The organism is Bacillus sp. lyk4-R2A-2 (genome assembly GCF_030209735.1).
Lineage (GTDB): Bacteria > Bacillota > Bacilli > Bacillales > Bacillaceae > Bacillus > Bacillus pumilus.
This window is the reverse complement of record NZ_JARVRK010000004.1, coordinates 136,034-150,629: the sequence shown is the minus strand read 5'-3', so window position 1 is coordinate 150,629 and position 14,596 is coordinate 136,034. Positions and strand designations below refer to the sequence as shown.

The window sequence follows — 14,596 nt, the reverse complement described above, 5'->3', positions numbered from 1 at the left end:
GGAAAATCGTTGTATATCGACTTTGTTTTTGGTAAAAATGATATCTTTCTTTATAAAAATGTACTAATCATTTAGTGATAAGATAATCTTATGAAAATAGTGAAAAAATTCGTATTTTATTTATAGAGACTTTTGTATTATAGTGAAGTTAACAACATTTCACTTACTGAACAAACATATAGGAAGAAGGTTTACATGTGATGAAACAAGGAAACAGCCTTCGAACCGATCTCATTCTCATTGCGATAAGCGGTTTAGGTGGATTTCTTTTGTCTTTAACAGGTATGTCCATTGGCTGGATGGTAGGTACATTAATCACCGCAGCTTTTATTGCGATGCGCCGCCCCACCCTGTTTCAGCGTAAAGGAACTAGCACCTTACGTATTCACAGCAGATGGTTGCTCCTTGGTCAATTCATTCTCGGAATCGAACTCGGACAGAAAATGAATATGAAGGTCCTTCACATTTTCGCTGAAAATTGGCTCCCTGTGAGTTTCATGCTCGTCTTTTCTATTCTACTGGCGATGCTCTCAGGCTTTGTCTTATGGAAGCTGAGCAAAACAGATATGCTGACAAGCTTTGTCGGAACTGCCCCCGGCGGTTTATCCGCTATGCCGGGGATTGCCCAAGAGGTGGGAGCCAATACAGCTGTTGTGAGTCTTGTGCAAACGATACGTGTATTAATGGTTGTACTCACTATCCCATTTACAGTGTTTTATTTAAATACAAAAAACCAAGCGGATGTGGCTGTAGTTACGCAAGGGAGCGCTTTTTCTTCGGGTGTTTTCACCCTTTCAAACATCTCTTGGACCGCTGCGCTTATTTTAGGTGCCTGGCTCATGTCACGCCTAGCAGTTCGTCTTCATTTCCCAGCTCCTTGGCTGATCGGCAGCATGCTAGGCGTCGCAGCTCTTCAAGTTGGTGCGGGCGCACTCATAGGTTATGATTTGATTCCTTATTGGCCGGCACAAGCGAACATTGCGTCTCAAGTATTTCTAGGTGCAACCATCGGTTCAAAAATGAATAAAGAAATGTTTGTCGGGCTAAAAAACACTCTCATTGTGGCTATCGTCAGCTCAGCTGGGCTAATTGCTGCGACTGTCCTCAGCTCTATTGCCATCGCTGAGATCACAGGTATCTCTGTCATTACAGCCATTCTTGCTTTTTCGCCTGGCGGTATTGCAGAGATGGCAACAACTGCGGTCACACTGCATGAGGATTCTACCTTTGTTGTGGCTGTACAAGTCGTCAGAATTATTCTCGTCATTGCAATGCTGCCACCGTTTTTCCGCTTCTTACATCACGTATGGGCAAAAAGGCAGCCTGATTATAAAGCCGCAAAATAAAAAGAGACGCTTTGCATGTGCAGAGCGCCTTTTTTTATTCGCTGGTATTTCTTTTAACACCGACAACTTGATCCTTTGAAATGGTGCCAAAATGCCGACTGTCGAAGCTATGTATTCGGTTATCTCCGACCACAAAGTAATGATTGTTTTTGATTTTATCGTCTCCTGTGATGGCTTTCAGCTGAAAATCTCCTGTCAGAACGTTCCCCATTTTATGTTGTTTCTGCTCTTTTAAATAAGGTTCCTTCTTTTTTTCACCATCGACAAATAACTGATCATCTTCATACTTGATCGTTTCTCCTGGGAGTCCAATGACTCGCTTGATCAAGATTTGATTTTTAGGTCCGTGAAATAACACATAATCAAACCGGCTAATTTTCGTGAGTTTTGGCGAGAACTTATTGATTAATAATTCTGTTCCATCTGTAAAAGTTGGGTCCATACTAACCCCTTCTACTTTGTACGTGACAAACATGAAATTCTTGACTTGGAACAATAAGACGATGCCTGTAATAATCATCAACCATAGCAATGGCTTCTTTTTCATTAAGAGCCTCCTTTGTCCTCACGTTTGCTCATTCGAATGTTTAACCTATTTTCTACTCTCTTTCCAACATACCATAATAACGCAATAACTAGAACCGCAAAAACACTTCTTAACGGATTCTTAACTAAAGCAGAAAGATCATAACCAATAAAACTAATGATAAAGAGCATGACACACTTGCCAGATAAAGTAGCTAATGAGAATTGCCAAAAACTAATTCTTGATAAACCCGCTACAACATTGACGGCAGCAGAGGGCGTGAAAGGAAAGCAAAGTAAAATAAATAATGGACCAAATCCCCGCTTCTCCACCCAAAGCATCAATTTTTTAATGGAAGGATGCCTGCTGATAAAGTTGAGCATTCTCATCTGTCCAAATTTTCTGATCAGTAAAAAGACAAGAATAGACCCTGCACTTGCGCCAATCCAGGTCAATAAAAATCCTTCCCAAAGGCCGAATGCATTTGCATTAGCTACAGCAAACGCAACGAGTGGTAAAAACGGAAGAAATGCTTCTATTAAAGGGAGCAATATGGCCACAATCGGTCCAAAGGCCTTGTAGCTCTCAAAAAATGATGTGATATTTTCGTGAGTAAATAGGGAAAGAAATGATGTCAACTTGTTTGACTCCTTCAAGGTTTGTCTACTTTTCATTTTACATGGAAAACATAAAAATATACAAATGAATCCCCCCCCTTGAGATTATTTGACTCATTCGGTATAATAAATAAGAACATGTGTTCCATCAAGAAAGAAAGCAGGCTTGGACATGACGAGACTATCAAGAATACAGCTTCAGATGATGGAACAGGCCATCTTTCTTCCAATGGTCGTCTCCATCCTCAATCGTGATTTGACTCACTTAAAACAACATCAAACATTTAAACTAAATGAACCATACATTCAGCTTGTGACCTCCGCCTTAAAGGAAGCACAGAAAGCACTTTATGAACTAAAGCAGCATTTACGTAAAGAAAAAATGAAGGTACAGCAAATCGAACACGATGAAGGATTTACAACGTATCTATTTATCATGGATGGCTATGAAGAAAAACATAAATACTTTAATCCACGTATACGTCACCGGGTAGAGGAACTACTGACTCGGTATTTTCTTCATCAAGCGAATTGAATTGGCTTCATTGTCGCGCTTCCCCATTCAAAGCAAAAAGCCTGCCACAGCGGCAGGCTCCTTCTTATTTATGATAATTCAAGCTGTTCTCTCAGCTCTGTTCTCACTTCTTCTAATCCAGCGCCATCTAACTCAAAGTAATACACATTCCCAGGCTGATAATCATGGCCCTTTAGCTGAATGGTATCTACTGATGTCAATGAGCTCAATAACGGGAAAAGACCGATAAACTGCTTCATGGACAGATTGGTTGAAACATTGTCACCAAGTGTATCAATGATGTTGTCATAGGATGGGATCGAAGAAATGGATTTAGATTTTTCAAAGATGGCTTGAAGTGCTTCCATTTGGCGCTTCCCGCGCATAAGGTCACTGTCTGCCTTTCTTGTTCTCACAAAGGCTAATGCTTCTTCACCATTTAACGTATGTGTTCCTGTTTGCACATGAACTTTCCCTTTTGAATCCTTTTCCATTTGTTTTGCGATACCTTCATCTTCAATCGTTACGTCAATTCCGTTTAGCTCATCTACAATGTCTTGAAACGCCTTAAAGTTCCCTGAAATCACATAGTCTACAGGAATGTTCAACAGGTTTTCGACCGTTTTGACTGACAAATCTGCACTCCCAAACGCATGGGCGTGGGCGATTTTATCATATCCTCTTCCCGGAATATCTACATAAGAATCACGAGGAATACTGAGGAGCTTGATGGTTTTCTCTGTTCGGTTCACAGCCGCCAGTAAGACCGCATCACTTCTTGCTTCGTCTACCGTTTCACCTGGACGGCTGTCAATTCCAAGCAGCAGGACCGAGAAGCTGTCCTTTCCTGGATCAAAAGCTTTCACACGCTTTTGCGAGGTGTCTCCTCTTTCTAATGACACTTGCGCCTTATTCGACGCTTTTGAAATTTTATAGTAAGCATATCCTGTCACGGATATTGCCATCACCATGACAAATGCCATGATAAACAGCACGACTTTCACCCAAGGTCTCAGCCTTCTTTTTGATCTTGTTTTCTCCTTCATCCTTTCCGAACCCTCACTCTATCTTAGTCTATCAATGTAGGTTCCACTATAACATATTTCAATGAAAGTTTCCTGCACGCAACATATTTTTATGAATCCACAATGAAAAACTTTTAAAACTCAGATAACTCAATCTTTTAATCTGCCGGTAGTGTTCTTTTTAAATGATTCCGCATAGTTAGCATTGTCTACATCCATATCATCGCAGGAGAAAATTCAGAAAAAAGCAGCCTCTAATGTCGGCTGCTTTTTCACCATTATTGAAAACTCACTTGAAATTGTCCCTTCAATTCCTCTTCTGCTTCTTGAAATAACTGCTTTACGCTTTCTGCATACTCGCCAAGAGCATCCTTGCTCGTGTCAAAATTCACCCATGTCAGCTCTACTGGCAGATTTACTTCTCCTGTCAAACAGTCCCATAGAGCATCAAGATTTTCCCCGTAATAGTCAGGAAGGTGTAAAACTTTTTTTAGTTGGTCATGAAGCTCTTCTTGCGACCTGCACGACGCGCCGTCCAGCTGCACTTTTTTCATGTCATCTTCCCCTCTCATGCCTTTATTTTAAACGAATGGAAGGCAAAAGAGAAAGCAAGACTCCTCACTTTTGTTTCTGTCTGACACTTGACATCAAAAGGATGAGACAAGCTGCCAAAACGACCAAGAAAAAGACGGTTAACACCACCTGAGTTCCGAACAGATCAGCGAAGAGCCCGACAAAAACACTTGGAAGACCCAGACCTAAATAGGCAAACAAATAAAACCCGGCAACGGCTCTAGCTGCCTCCTTTTTTCCCCGCTCGACAATAAGCTGAAGACCGCCTAAATAAGTAAATCCATAGCAGGCAGTACCCGCAAGCATCGTTCCGGCAAGCACAAGAATGATTGACCCACCATTTGCTCCAAATAGCAAGAGACCGTATCCACATGGAAGACAGATAAATCCGGCAAGGAGCGCTGCTGTGCTATTCATTTTGCGAACAAAAGGCTGCATCAGGACACCTGACATATTAATCAAAAACAGTGCCGGCCCTACCCATAATTCATATCCATTCAATTTAAGCTGTGCTGGCAAAACCGAAATCACAAGGCCACACACTGACCACGCGACAGCAATCGCTGCATTCGCTGGCATTGTTCCTTTTGGAAATGTTGGCATGTTCATCATCGGTTTATCTGCATCTCCTTGTACAGGCGGAACGAAAAAGAAGACACCCACGATCGTTAGGATCAAAAAGCCCATCACAATCCAATAACTAAGCGGCGCAAGCGTCACATACTGAAAAGAAAGAAGTGCCGTAAAAAGAGCACCGCCCCCAAAGCCAACCGAACTGCATAACGCAATAAAAGTTGGAATCCAGCTTGATTTTTCTGGATATAAAGCAATCAAATAAGCAGTGCATGTGCCAACACTCAGGCCAAGCCCCACCCCTTGCAGCAGCCGCGCCAAAAAGAGGATCTGAATGGTAGGATGTACGATCATCAATAAGGTAGCACATAATGAAAAACTAAGTGCGACCAATAAAACCGGTTTACGTCCAGCCCGGTCAGATATCCCGCCAAGAAAAAGTAAAACTGGAATCAGTCCGAAGACATATGCAGCAAATACAAGGGCTGTCGCCGCCTTTCCGTACCCTGCTTGTTCGGCATACAACGTATAAAGGGGCACCTGCAGATTCACTGCGGTTGTAATCATAAAAAGACCAAATAAAACGAATATAAATGGAATGATGGATAGGTGTGCGGTTTCTTCTTTAGCTGCAGGGATCATTTCACTCTCTCCTCTAGTCATAAGCATATGAGAACAGTGTACACACCTTTTGGCTTACTTCCTATATCCAAAAACGATGCTATTGACCACTCCATATTCCCGTGTCATCATCATGTTATATGTGACAATGAGAGAAGGTGTCCGATGTATATTTATTTAGACCGCTCAAGTACTACCCCGCTCTGGCAGCAAATCGTGACTGAGATCATTCAACAAATTCATTCCCAAAAACTGAACCCCGATGATCAGTTAACACCGACACGCGTATTAGCACAGGAGCTCAATGTATCAAGATCAACTATACAGCTTGCTTATGATGAACTGCTGGCAAGAGGATATGTCAGCACATCTAGAAGAGGCGGTACGAAGGTCATTTCAAGTGATCACTATGCGGCCTCCACTCCCCATCAAGGTGAGCCGCCTTTTCCTCTTCCGGTAAGACCACACTTTCAAGAGGCGGAGAAACAAATGAACCACTGGCTGTCGGCCAATCAATTTCATGAGAAGCTTGATATTGATTTTCGTCATCAGGAACCAGCCATCGATGAACATTTTCAAAACATATGGAAACGCTCGCTCACAAAAGCATTACAGCGATTAGAGATGAAAGATTGGGGCTATTCCTCCCCGCATGGTTTATGGGAAGTACGTTCAGAAATACGCCAATACTTATCAGTAGAACGCGGCATCGATGTAGAAGAGGATCAAATCGTGTTAACAGGAGGCACGCAGCAAGCCATTGATTTGATTTCACAGGTATTGCTTAAAAAAGGCGATACAGTAGCTGTTGAAGATCCAGGCTTTCCTGGAGCAAGGCTTTCCTTTATGCATCGTGAAATGAACATTTATCCCGCGCCCGTCGATGAAGAAGGGATCATGGTGAATACATTACCACGAAAAACAAAGCTGATTGCGGTGACGCCCTCCCATCAGCGTCCAACCGGTGTATGTATGAGTGTGAGCAGAAGGCAGCAGCTGCTAAAATTTGCTGTCAGTCATCAGTCTTATATACTAGAGGATGATTTTGATGGAGATTATCGTTATCATGGCGGACCGCTTCCTTCCTTATTTTCAGAAGCACCCGACCATGTGATTTATATCTTAAGCTTCTCCAAAGTGCTGGCACCAGGCATCCGCCTTGCTGCCATTATCGGCTCCAAAGCCGTCATAAAAGAGATCGCTTCCTTGCAATCACTCATTCAAAGACAGCTGCCCATTATGGAACAGATCACACTCGCCTCTTTTTTCAGAGAAGGAGAATTTACGCGATATGTCAGGCGAATGAGACAGCTATATAAAAAAAGACAGGCTGCCATGATGGATGCCCTTTTAACACAACAATTTGACAAGCACTTTCATATTTATGGAACAGATACGGGTCTTCATGTCTTTTTGGAAGGAGCGCCAAACTTTGACGAAAAAGGCAGTATTGAGGCAGCAAAAGCAGCAGGTATTGGCATTTATCCATTAAGTCCTTATTGTTTTGAGAGCAATCGAAAGGGATTACTGCTAGGCTTTGCTTGTACGGGCGAAAACATGATTCAAGAAGGTGTGCGCCGCTTAAAGCAAATACTTTATATGTAAAAAAGCCTGGAAGTCCGCCTTCCAAGCTTTTTACGTTGATTGCTGAATGCGGCCGACTTCTTCAATAAATGCAGCTGCCCTCTGCAATCCATCTTGGAGATGATGAGTAGCGGAAATAAACAGCTTTTCTTGATCTGGGCGCTTTAATAGCTGCTCCACCTGACCAATTCCTTTTTCAAATGAATGAAGACCTGTCTTTAATTGTTCATCTGCCTTTTGATAAGCGGTTGGAATTTCTTGATGAGCAAGCCCCTTTTGAATCACACGATCAAAGGCTTTCGTCGCCTTTTTCAATTTTTTATTTACTTGGATCTTTCCCTGTCCATCTGAAATAAATTGGTCGGTCATGTTTTCATAAGCTTCATTTAACTCATCCATATAACGCTGAACCCATTGTTCATACGCCGCTTCTTTTGTGTCTTGTTTTGAAGGCGATTGACCTGCTTGCTGACAGGCTGCTAGTAAGGTCACTGTCAAGGTGAATAGCAGCAGCAATTGCGATTGTTTTTTCATACAGAGCCTCCATTTCTTATTCCCATTCGTTCATATCGGTCAAAATAGGAGGATCCTTTACCACATACGAACACTTTGCAAGAAATGATTTCTTTTATTGTAACAGACGGCTCGTGTCACTTCTGTGATTTATGAATAATTGCTTGAAAATACGTCTAAGGATCCACATTTCTCTGTCATTTGGTGGACAGTCTACCGATACACACTCAATAGACGACTGGATATATGGATTTGGTTTCAACAAATTCATGTGCATGGTGGATGTTGTCGTGTCATCATAATGATGCCCCAACGAAGTCGCCTTGTCCTGTTGATTTATTGAAGTTTACCTTTACAAGCAATGTCAAGCTCTTCGACTACTTCACCATCTTGGATGAGATAGGCTTTTTCATGAAGATTGACAGCGGGACAAATATGATTTGGAATGATTTGCACCTTCTCACCGATCTGGACAGTCTGACGGAAGCCTTCGTGATAAATGATGGCATGCTCATCAAATACACTGGAAACAAATACATCATCAAAGTCTTTTACCTTGCCTAGTCCCTTTGTTTTCGTCAGCCCTTTTGTACGGGTTTGAGCCGTGAGCCCTTTGGCTCCAACATCTGTAATGACACGAGTATTTGTTGGCTTACTAATGACTGTCGTCAGGACGGCTGCTGCACAATGTGAAAAAGTGCCGATCACATTGGACTGAGAGGCATCCATGAAGATGTATGTGCCTGGGCGGATTTCGGTCACTCCCTTTGGAATATCAAATTGAAATAAGAACGGTGGTGTTGATCCTATGCTCACTACCTCTAGCAGCATGCCTGATTCTTTTGCAATCTGTGCAAATTGAAGCGTTCGATTCACAGCGTCTTCATATAATGTCTGACAATGCGCTTTACTTTCCGCCTTGTATGTATGACCATCATGAGAAAAAATCCCTTTTAAATGAACGAACTCACATGTTTTTATCGCCTGCAAGATTTGACGAAAATCACTCTCTTCAATGACACCAGACCTCTCTTCTCCAACCTCTATCTCAATTAAAACCTCCGCTTTTTTCTCTGCTCCACGAAAGACATCTTCAATTTGATGCACATGCTCTACACAATCTATTCCAAATGAAATGTGTATCGACTCTGCCAGCTTTCGAATTCTCTTCAGCTTTGTCTCACCTACAATTTGATTGGCGATAAAGATATCTGTTAGCCCATGCGCCGCCATCACTTCTGCTTCCCCTACTTTCGCTACAGTTAAGCCAGATGCGCCCATCTCCTCCTGCACCTTCGCAAGACCAGGTGTTTTATGTGTTTTCGTATGAGGACGCAGTTTGACTTGCTGACGGTCCGCATATTGCTGCATAGCAGCTAGATTCTCCATCATCACCTGTTTATCAATTAATAGCGCCGGTGTATCTAGTTCATCATAAGTCATCATCATATCCCCTTTTCTGTCGCTCATTATATAAAATTTTATACGCTGTACTTAAATTATATAATTTGTTATATAATTTTCAATGTTTTTTTCTTCGAGAAAGTAAGACGATATGCTAAACATAAGGAGTCCAGCGGCTGGGCTGCCGCTGGTTTTAGTTAATATCTGTTCCGAAGCTCCCTTAATATAAAATCGTATACAAGGTTGAGCTGTTGTTCCTTTGGATACAGCATAAATTCTTGTTTTTTAGGAAGACCACCATCAAGGCGATCTTGAAATTTCGTTCGGAGATACGCTGTTCTGTGCACCTGACTCTCAAATGACTTATATGAGACATCGAGTTTGACGGTTTGCTCATTTGTAAAGATGACCACCGTGTCTCCGAGGGATGATTCCTGGAAGGTATGAATGTATTTGTGGGAGATCCAGCCGCACTGAGGACGGTTGGATGAATAGGTTGGGAAGAAATACAGATGATTGGATGAGTCAATCACAATTGGAGGCTTATGAGATATTCCTGTTACTTCATATGTTCCCGCTTTTCTGCCTGCATAGCTTGAGCCGAAAAATCTACAGCTGCGTTCAATAATTTGCAAGGGCTTTAATTCAACGTAAAAGCTTGTCTCTCTTTCTATGACTTTTGAATATACTCTTTTTCCTTCTTCAACCGGAAGGATCGCCATTGTTGTTTGATTAATGACGTATGAATCTAAAGGTGTTTCACTAATTCCTGACACTTCATTTCCTCCTGTGTTAATTTTTGGTTATTTTAGATACTATTAATCTATCACCAACATATAAGAAACGACAGGATTTTTTCAAAATTTATTAAAAATCATTTTTTTATCGTATTATTTAGTCCATTCGATCTATCGAAAAGCCTTTTTTAAGATATATCACATCGTGTCGATCGGACAAGAGGTGTCGATTTCGCTCAAAAATAAATTGTCTAAAAATTATAAATTCTTGTTGATTTTTTCTCCGCCAATCCATATACTATAAAAAAGGCATCGGGGGGATTCTTTATGAAAGAGAAAAAAACGTATGCTGAGCTCATGAAGTCCCGCAACACCCAAAAAACCGAAGAAAACGGCGTGACGATTTTAGACATCTATATTCAAATGGTTTTAGATGAGGCGCTTTATAAACAGCGCTTAACCTTCCTTAGAGAAGAGATTGATAAGGCACTGGATCAGCGTGATGAAAAACGATTCAACGACCTGTCAGCTCAATATGCAGAACACTGCTTACATTAATCATGATGATTTTACTTGCGGCAAAGAGGGCAGCAACTCGTCTCTTTACCGCAAGTTTTTTGTTTATCCATTTAAAATGGTTCCGCCATTGACATGCAGGATTTGTCCATTTATATAAGAGGAGTCTTCGCTCGCTAAAAATAAATAGCTCGGCGCAAGCTCTACTGGCTCACCAGGACGCTCCATTGGAACATCTCCGCCAAATTCAGAGACTTCCTTTTCCGTAAAGGTCGATGGAATGAGGGGTGTCCAAATGGGTCCCGGAGCTACCCCGTTTACTCTAATCCCTTGCTTAATGAGCGATAAAGATAATGATCTCGTAAATGTCACGACTGCCCCTTTTGTAGATGAATAGTCGATCAAGGTTTCATGCCCTTTATAGGCTGTGACAGATGTGGTATTAATGATACTGCTTCCTTTTTTCAAATGAGGAAGTACCGCTTTTGTTAAGTAAAACATGGCAAAAATATTCGTTTGAAATGTTCGAAGAAGCTGATGTGAGGTAATCTGTTCAATGCTTTTTTGCGGATGCTGTTCCCCGGCATTGTTCACCAAAATATCTATGGAACCGAAAGCATCCTTCGTTTTTTTGACGACCTCATTTGAAAACGCCTCATCTCCTAAATCACCTGCAATTAAAATGACGCGACCTCCCGCCTTTTCAATATAGTCCTTCGTTTCCTCTGCATCGCGGTGCTCACTCAAGTAAACAATGGCGACATTGGCGCCTTCCTTCGCAAATAAGACCGAGACTGCTCTTCCGATCCCGCTGTCTCCACCTGTCACAATGGCTGTTTTCCCTGCTAATTTTTTATCCGGCATCTCTCGATCAAAAACAGGCCTTGGATTCATTTTGTATTCAAGACCTGGACGCTCACTTTGATGCTGAGGCGGCAATGTTTTCTTCGGCTGCTTTGTTGACACGTCTGACCACTCCTTCCTTTTATCTTGTTTATTTTTATGTGTTGGCTATTTTTTTATGTATGCCAGACTAGTTTCCTTTCAAATGTATGATTTTCTTCATTGTGGAAAAATTATACACAACAAGTCACTAACTGGAGGCGACAGTATGGAGCAAGAACATAAAGGATTGGAACAGGCAAAATCGTTATGGATAGCGGATAGTCAAAAGCATTCTTTTCCTACAGTAGATGAGGATCTCACAGCAGATGTCATCATTGTAGGCGGTGGTATTACCGGTATCGCTACCGCGTTTGAAATGACAGAACGCGGGCTGGATGTCATCATCATTGATGCTGATCAACTGCTGCAAGGTACGACCGGACATACGACAGCTAAGATTACCTCACAGCACGATGTTTATTACCATGAGCTGATCCAGCAAATTGGTATGCCCAAAGCCCGTTTGTATGTAGAAGCAAATGAGAAAGCAAAAGAGCTAATTCAAGCTCGCGTCCAAAAGTACGACATCGATTGTCAGCTAGAAGTCAAGGATGCGTACCTTTATACAAAGGAAGAAAGCGGTGTAAAAAAATTAAAAAAGGAATTAGATGCCTACAAACAGCTTGGGATTGATCGGGGATGGAAAACAGCGCTTCCTTTTGATGCTGACATCAAGGCTGCCCTAGCAATGACGCAGCAGGCACAGTTCCATCCCCTTCATTATCTCAATGCACTCATTGACCAGCTCCTAGAGCGTGGTGTACGTATTTATGAACAGACAACTGCTGTTGACGTAAAAGAAGGAAACCGCCCTGCTGTCGTCACAAAAGACGACCATCACCTGACAGGCCGCTATATCATATCCTGTTCGCATTTTCCTTTTTATGATGGAAAGGGACTTTATTTCACGCGCATTCACCCAGAGCAATCTTATGTGGTAGCAGCCAAAACAACGAAGCCGCTCCCAGATGGAATGTACTTAGGGATCGACCAGCCTGCTCATTCTTTAAGAACGACAGAATGGCATGGTGAGGAAGTCGTTCTCATCGGAGGAGAAGGTCATAAAACTGGACAAGGCGGGGATGAATCTGCTCACTATGAAGGACTAGAAGGGTTTGGAGACGCTACCCTTGGAATTGAAGAGGTGCTGTATCGCTGGTCGACACACGATATGGTCACAATGGATCAAATCCCTTACATTGGCCGCCTAACCAAGCACCATCAAAATATCTTCGTTGCGACCGGTTTTAGAAAATGGGGCATGACGACAAGCCACGCGGCAGCTACTCTTATCGGTGATTTGATTGAAGGAAAATCGAATCCATACGAATCCATTTTTACGCCATCAAGACCTGTTTCTGATTCTTTCGTCAAAGATTTCGTTAAAGAAAACAGCAATGTCGCTGCCAAGCTGATCAGTGGTAAATTAAAACGAACCGATCAAACCATTGATGATTTAAAGCCAGGTGAAGGCGGCATTGTATCGTACGAGCATAAAAAATGCGGCGCCTTTAAATCAGAGGATGGGAATATCTTTCTTGTCGATACAACGTGTACTCACCTAGGCTGTGAAGTCGCTTGGAATAATAGTGACCGCACTTGGGATTGCCCGTGTCACGGTTCACGTTTCTCCATTACTGGAGAGGTAGTAGAAGGCCCAGCAAAGAAACCACTAAAAAGGTCTTATAAAGAACAGTAAAATTTTACTGTTCCCCTTTAAAAAATCCAATATTATCCGATAGATAATATAAAGTCTGATAATTTGTGATGATTATAGGGGGACAAAAACATTGTTATTTAAAAAAGAGACGAAAAGAAAAAACACTGCTTTTTTCACACAGCAGGATGATGGGATAAAACGTATCAACTTTTCTGACAATACGGATATCGCGAAACAAATTAAAATGATAGATCTGACGCAGCATGACCTATTTATTTTAAAACAGCTCAATCCAATTGTTCAGGAGGATATTGCACGTATCGTTGATAAATTTTATAAAAATTTAGAAGTCGAATCTTCCTTGATGCATATCATTCAAGATAATAGTTCTGTCGACCGTTTGAAAAAAACACTCCGCATTCATATTAGTGAAATGTTTGCAGGTGTGGTTGATGAAGCCTATGTGGCAAAACGAATTAAAATTGCGCAAGTTCATTTACGGATTGGCCTCCAGCCTAAGTGGTATATGGCTGCATTCCAGGACCTTCTGCTATCAATTATGGATTTATTTGCTCAGCATATCCAAGATTTCAAAGAATATCAGACAGCAGTCAAAGCGACGACAAAAATCTTAAATTTAGAGCAGCAGCTTGTCCTTGATACATTCCAAAATGAATATTCTAAAATTCGTGATGAAGCAGAACAGCAGCAGCAGGAGCTCCATACAAAAATCACAGAAACATCAAATTCACTTGCTTCTCTCTTCTCAAACACAACAAATGCCGTGGACAAGCTTGTATCAAAATCTGATGAGATGGCAGACATGTCGCAAGCTGGCACGCAAATTTCAGCACAGGTCGAGGAAAAATCGATTGGCGGTAAAAAAGAATTAGAGATTCAACAAACACAAATGAACCAAATTGATGGCAGCATGACAAAGATTGAAACAGAAATTAAGCGTTTAGAAGAAATCGCCAAACAGATTGAACAAATCTTTGGGATTGTCACAGGCATTGCAGAGCAGACGAACTTGTTATCTTTAAATGCTTCCATCGAATCTGCACGAGCAGGCGAACACGGAAAAGGCTTTGCTGTCGTCGCAAACGAGGTTCGTAAATTATCAGAGGACACAAAGAAAACGGTTTCAACCGTATCTGAACTCGTCAACAATACCAATTCACAAATCTCCATTGTGTCTCAGCACATTGGGGACGTGAATTTACTCGTGACAGATAGTAAAGAAAAAATGACTCAAATCAATTCGCTCTTCGATGATATCGTCAGCAGCATGAACTTAAGCAAAAATCAAAATGGAAAAATTGAAATAGACCTTCAAACCTTCCTGAACGAATTGAAGGAAGTCAAACAAACGGTTTCTCAAGTTGCCAGCTCAGTCGAATCCTTAACAAGTCTCACAAATCGCTAATCCAGTCTTTTTTCTT

The 14,596-nt window shown here is 41.7% G+C and carries 15 protein-coding genes and 1 pseudogene; 7 read left to right on the top strand and 9 right to left on the bottom strand.

Annotated features, from left to right (window positions below):
• The first annotated feature begins 200 nt into the window (after positions 1-200).
• Positions 201-1,346, top strand: a complete 1,146-nt coding sequence (locus QRN39_RS03495) for an AbrB family transcriptional regulator (RefSeq protein ID WP_284906585.1) — start codon at positions 201-203, stop codon at positions 1,344-1,346.
• A gap of 34 nt (positions 1,347-1,380) precedes the next feature.
• Here the strand turns inward: QRN39_RS03495 and lepB are convergent, their stop codons facing one another.
• Together lepB and QRN39_RS03485 are read right to left on the bottom strand one after the other, a co-directional pair.
• A complete protein-coding gene (gene lepB, locus QRN39_RS03490; protein ID WP_041815362.1) occupies positions 1,381-1,893 on the bottom strand; it encodes a signal peptidase I in 513 nt (170 codons plus the stop codon).
• Complete coding sequence (locus tag QRN39_RS03485; protein WP_080772985.1) at positions 1,893-2,510, bottom strand: TVP38/TMEM64 family protein; 618 nt, start codon at positions 2,508-2,510, stop codon at positions 1,893-1,895. Before QRN39_RS03485 ends, lepB begins: the two co-directional genes overlap by 1 nt.
• Before the next feature lie 151 nt (positions 2,511-2,661).
• On the opposite strand from QRN39_RS03485, the gene QRN39_RS03480 reads away from it, so the two are divergent.
• Positions 2,662-3,024: a YhjD family protein gene (locus tag QRN39_RS03480; RefSeq protein ID WP_003210969.1), complete on the top strand. Its 363-nt coding sequence runs from the start codon at positions 2,662-2,664 to the stop codon at positions 3,022-3,024.
• A 68-nt stretch (positions 3,025-3,092) separates the two neighbouring features.
• Here QRN39_RS03480 and QRN39_RS03475 read toward each other — a convergent pair whose 3' ends face one another.
• The 3 genes from QRN39_RS03475 to QRN39_RS03465 all read right to left on the bottom strand — a co-directional run bounded on the left by QRN39_RS03475 (position 3,093) and on the right by QRN39_RS03465 (position 5,816).
• On the bottom strand, positions 3,093-4,049 hold the full coding sequence (locus QRN39_RS03475) for an LCP family protein (RefSeq protein ID WP_003212446.1): 957 nt from the start codon (positions 4,047-4,049) through the stop codon (positions 3,093-3,095).
• Positions 4,050-4,306: 257 nt separating this feature from the next.
• Positions 4,307-4,582, bottom strand: coding sequence for a barstar family protein (locus QRN39_RS03470; protein WP_226804975.1), 276 nt, complete (start codon positions 4,580-4,582; stop codon positions 4,307-4,309).
• 64 nt (positions 4,583-4,646) lie between these two features.
• Positions 4,647-5,816 carry an MFS transporter gene (locus QRN39_RS03465; protein ID WP_284906203.1) on the bottom strand — a complete coding sequence of 390 codons (1,170 nt, stop codon included), beginning with the start codon at positions 5,814-5,816 and terminating at the stop codon, positions 4,647-4,649.
• Between the two features lie 144 nt (positions 5,817-5,960).
• On the opposite strand from QRN39_RS03465, the gene pdxR reads away from it, so the two are divergent.
• The gene (pdxR, locus tag QRN39_RS03460; protein WP_284906202.1) at positions 5,961-7,400 is read left to right on the top strand and encodes a MocR-like pyridoxine biosynthesis transcription factor PdxR; all 1,440 of its coding nucleotides are present in this window, start codon (positions 5,961-5,963) and stop codon (positions 7,398-7,400) included.
• 30 nt (positions 7,401-7,430) lie between these two features.
• On the opposite strand, the gene QRN39_RS03455 is transcribed toward pdxR, so the two are convergent.
• From QRN39_RS03455 to QRN39_RS03445, 3 genes are all read right to left on the bottom strand, one after another.
• On the bottom strand, positions 7,431-7,913 hold the full coding sequence (locus QRN39_RS03455; protein WP_212046102.1) for a hypothetical protein: 483 nt from the start codon (positions 7,911-7,913) through the stop codon (positions 7,431-7,433).
• A gap of 315 nt (positions 7,914-8,228) precedes the next feature.
• Positions 8,229-9,335 (bottom strand): D-TA family PLP-dependent enzyme, encoded by a 1,107-nt coding sequence (locus QRN39_RS03450; RefSeq protein ID WP_226804969.1) that lies wholly within the window; start codon positions 9,333-9,335, stop codon positions 8,229-8,231.
• A 158-nt stretch (positions 9,336-9,493) separates the two neighbouring features.
• On the bottom strand, positions 9,494-10,072 hold the full coding sequence (locus QRN39_RS03445; RefSeq protein WP_003212419.1) for a competence protein ComK: 579 nt from the start codon (positions 10,070-10,072) through the stop codon (positions 9,494-9,496).
• A gap of 288 nt (positions 10,073-10,360) precedes the next feature.
• On the opposite strand from QRN39_RS03445, the gene QRN39_RS03440 reads away from it, so the two are divergent.
• Positions 10,361-10,591, top strand: coding sequence for an IDEAL domain-containing protein (locus tag QRN39_RS03440; protein ID WP_003210924.1), 231 nt, complete (start codon positions 10,361-10,363; stop codon positions 10,589-10,591).
• 63 nt (positions 10,592-10,654) lie between these two features.
• Here the strand turns inward: QRN39_RS03440 and QRN39_RS03435 are convergent, their stop codons facing one another.
• On the bottom strand, positions 10,655-11,515 hold the full coding sequence (locus QRN39_RS03435) for an SDR family oxidoreductase (RefSeq protein WP_268458948.1): 861 nt from the start codon (positions 11,513-11,515) through the stop codon (positions 10,655-10,657).
• Positions 11,516-11,660: 145 nt separating this feature from the next.
• Between QRN39_RS03435 and QRN39_RS03430 the strand changes: the two genes are divergently transcribed.
• The 3 genes and pseudogenes from QRN39_RS03430 to QRN39_RS18445 all read left to right on the top strand — a co-directional run bounded on the left by QRN39_RS03430 (position 11,661) and on the right by QRN39_RS18445 (position 14,580).
• Positions 11,661-13,193: an FAD-dependent oxidoreductase gene (locus QRN39_RS03430; RefSeq protein ID WP_050945380.1), complete on the top strand. Its 1,533-nt coding sequence runs from the start codon at positions 11,661-11,663 to the stop codon at positions 13,191-13,193.
• Between the two features lie 91 nt (positions 13,194-13,284).
• Positions 13,285-13,824 (top strand): annotated as a pseudogene (locus QRN39_RS18450) (protoglobin family protein); the annotation flags it as partial.
• A 144-nt stretch (positions 13,825-13,968) separates the two neighbouring features.
• On the top strand, positions 13,969-14,580 hold the full coding sequence (locus QRN39_RS18445) for a methyl-accepting chemotaxis protein (protein WP_404841025.1): 612 nt from the start codon (positions 13,969-13,971) through the stop codon (positions 14,578-14,580).
• The last annotated feature ends 16 nt before the right edge of the window (positions 14,581-14,596 follow it).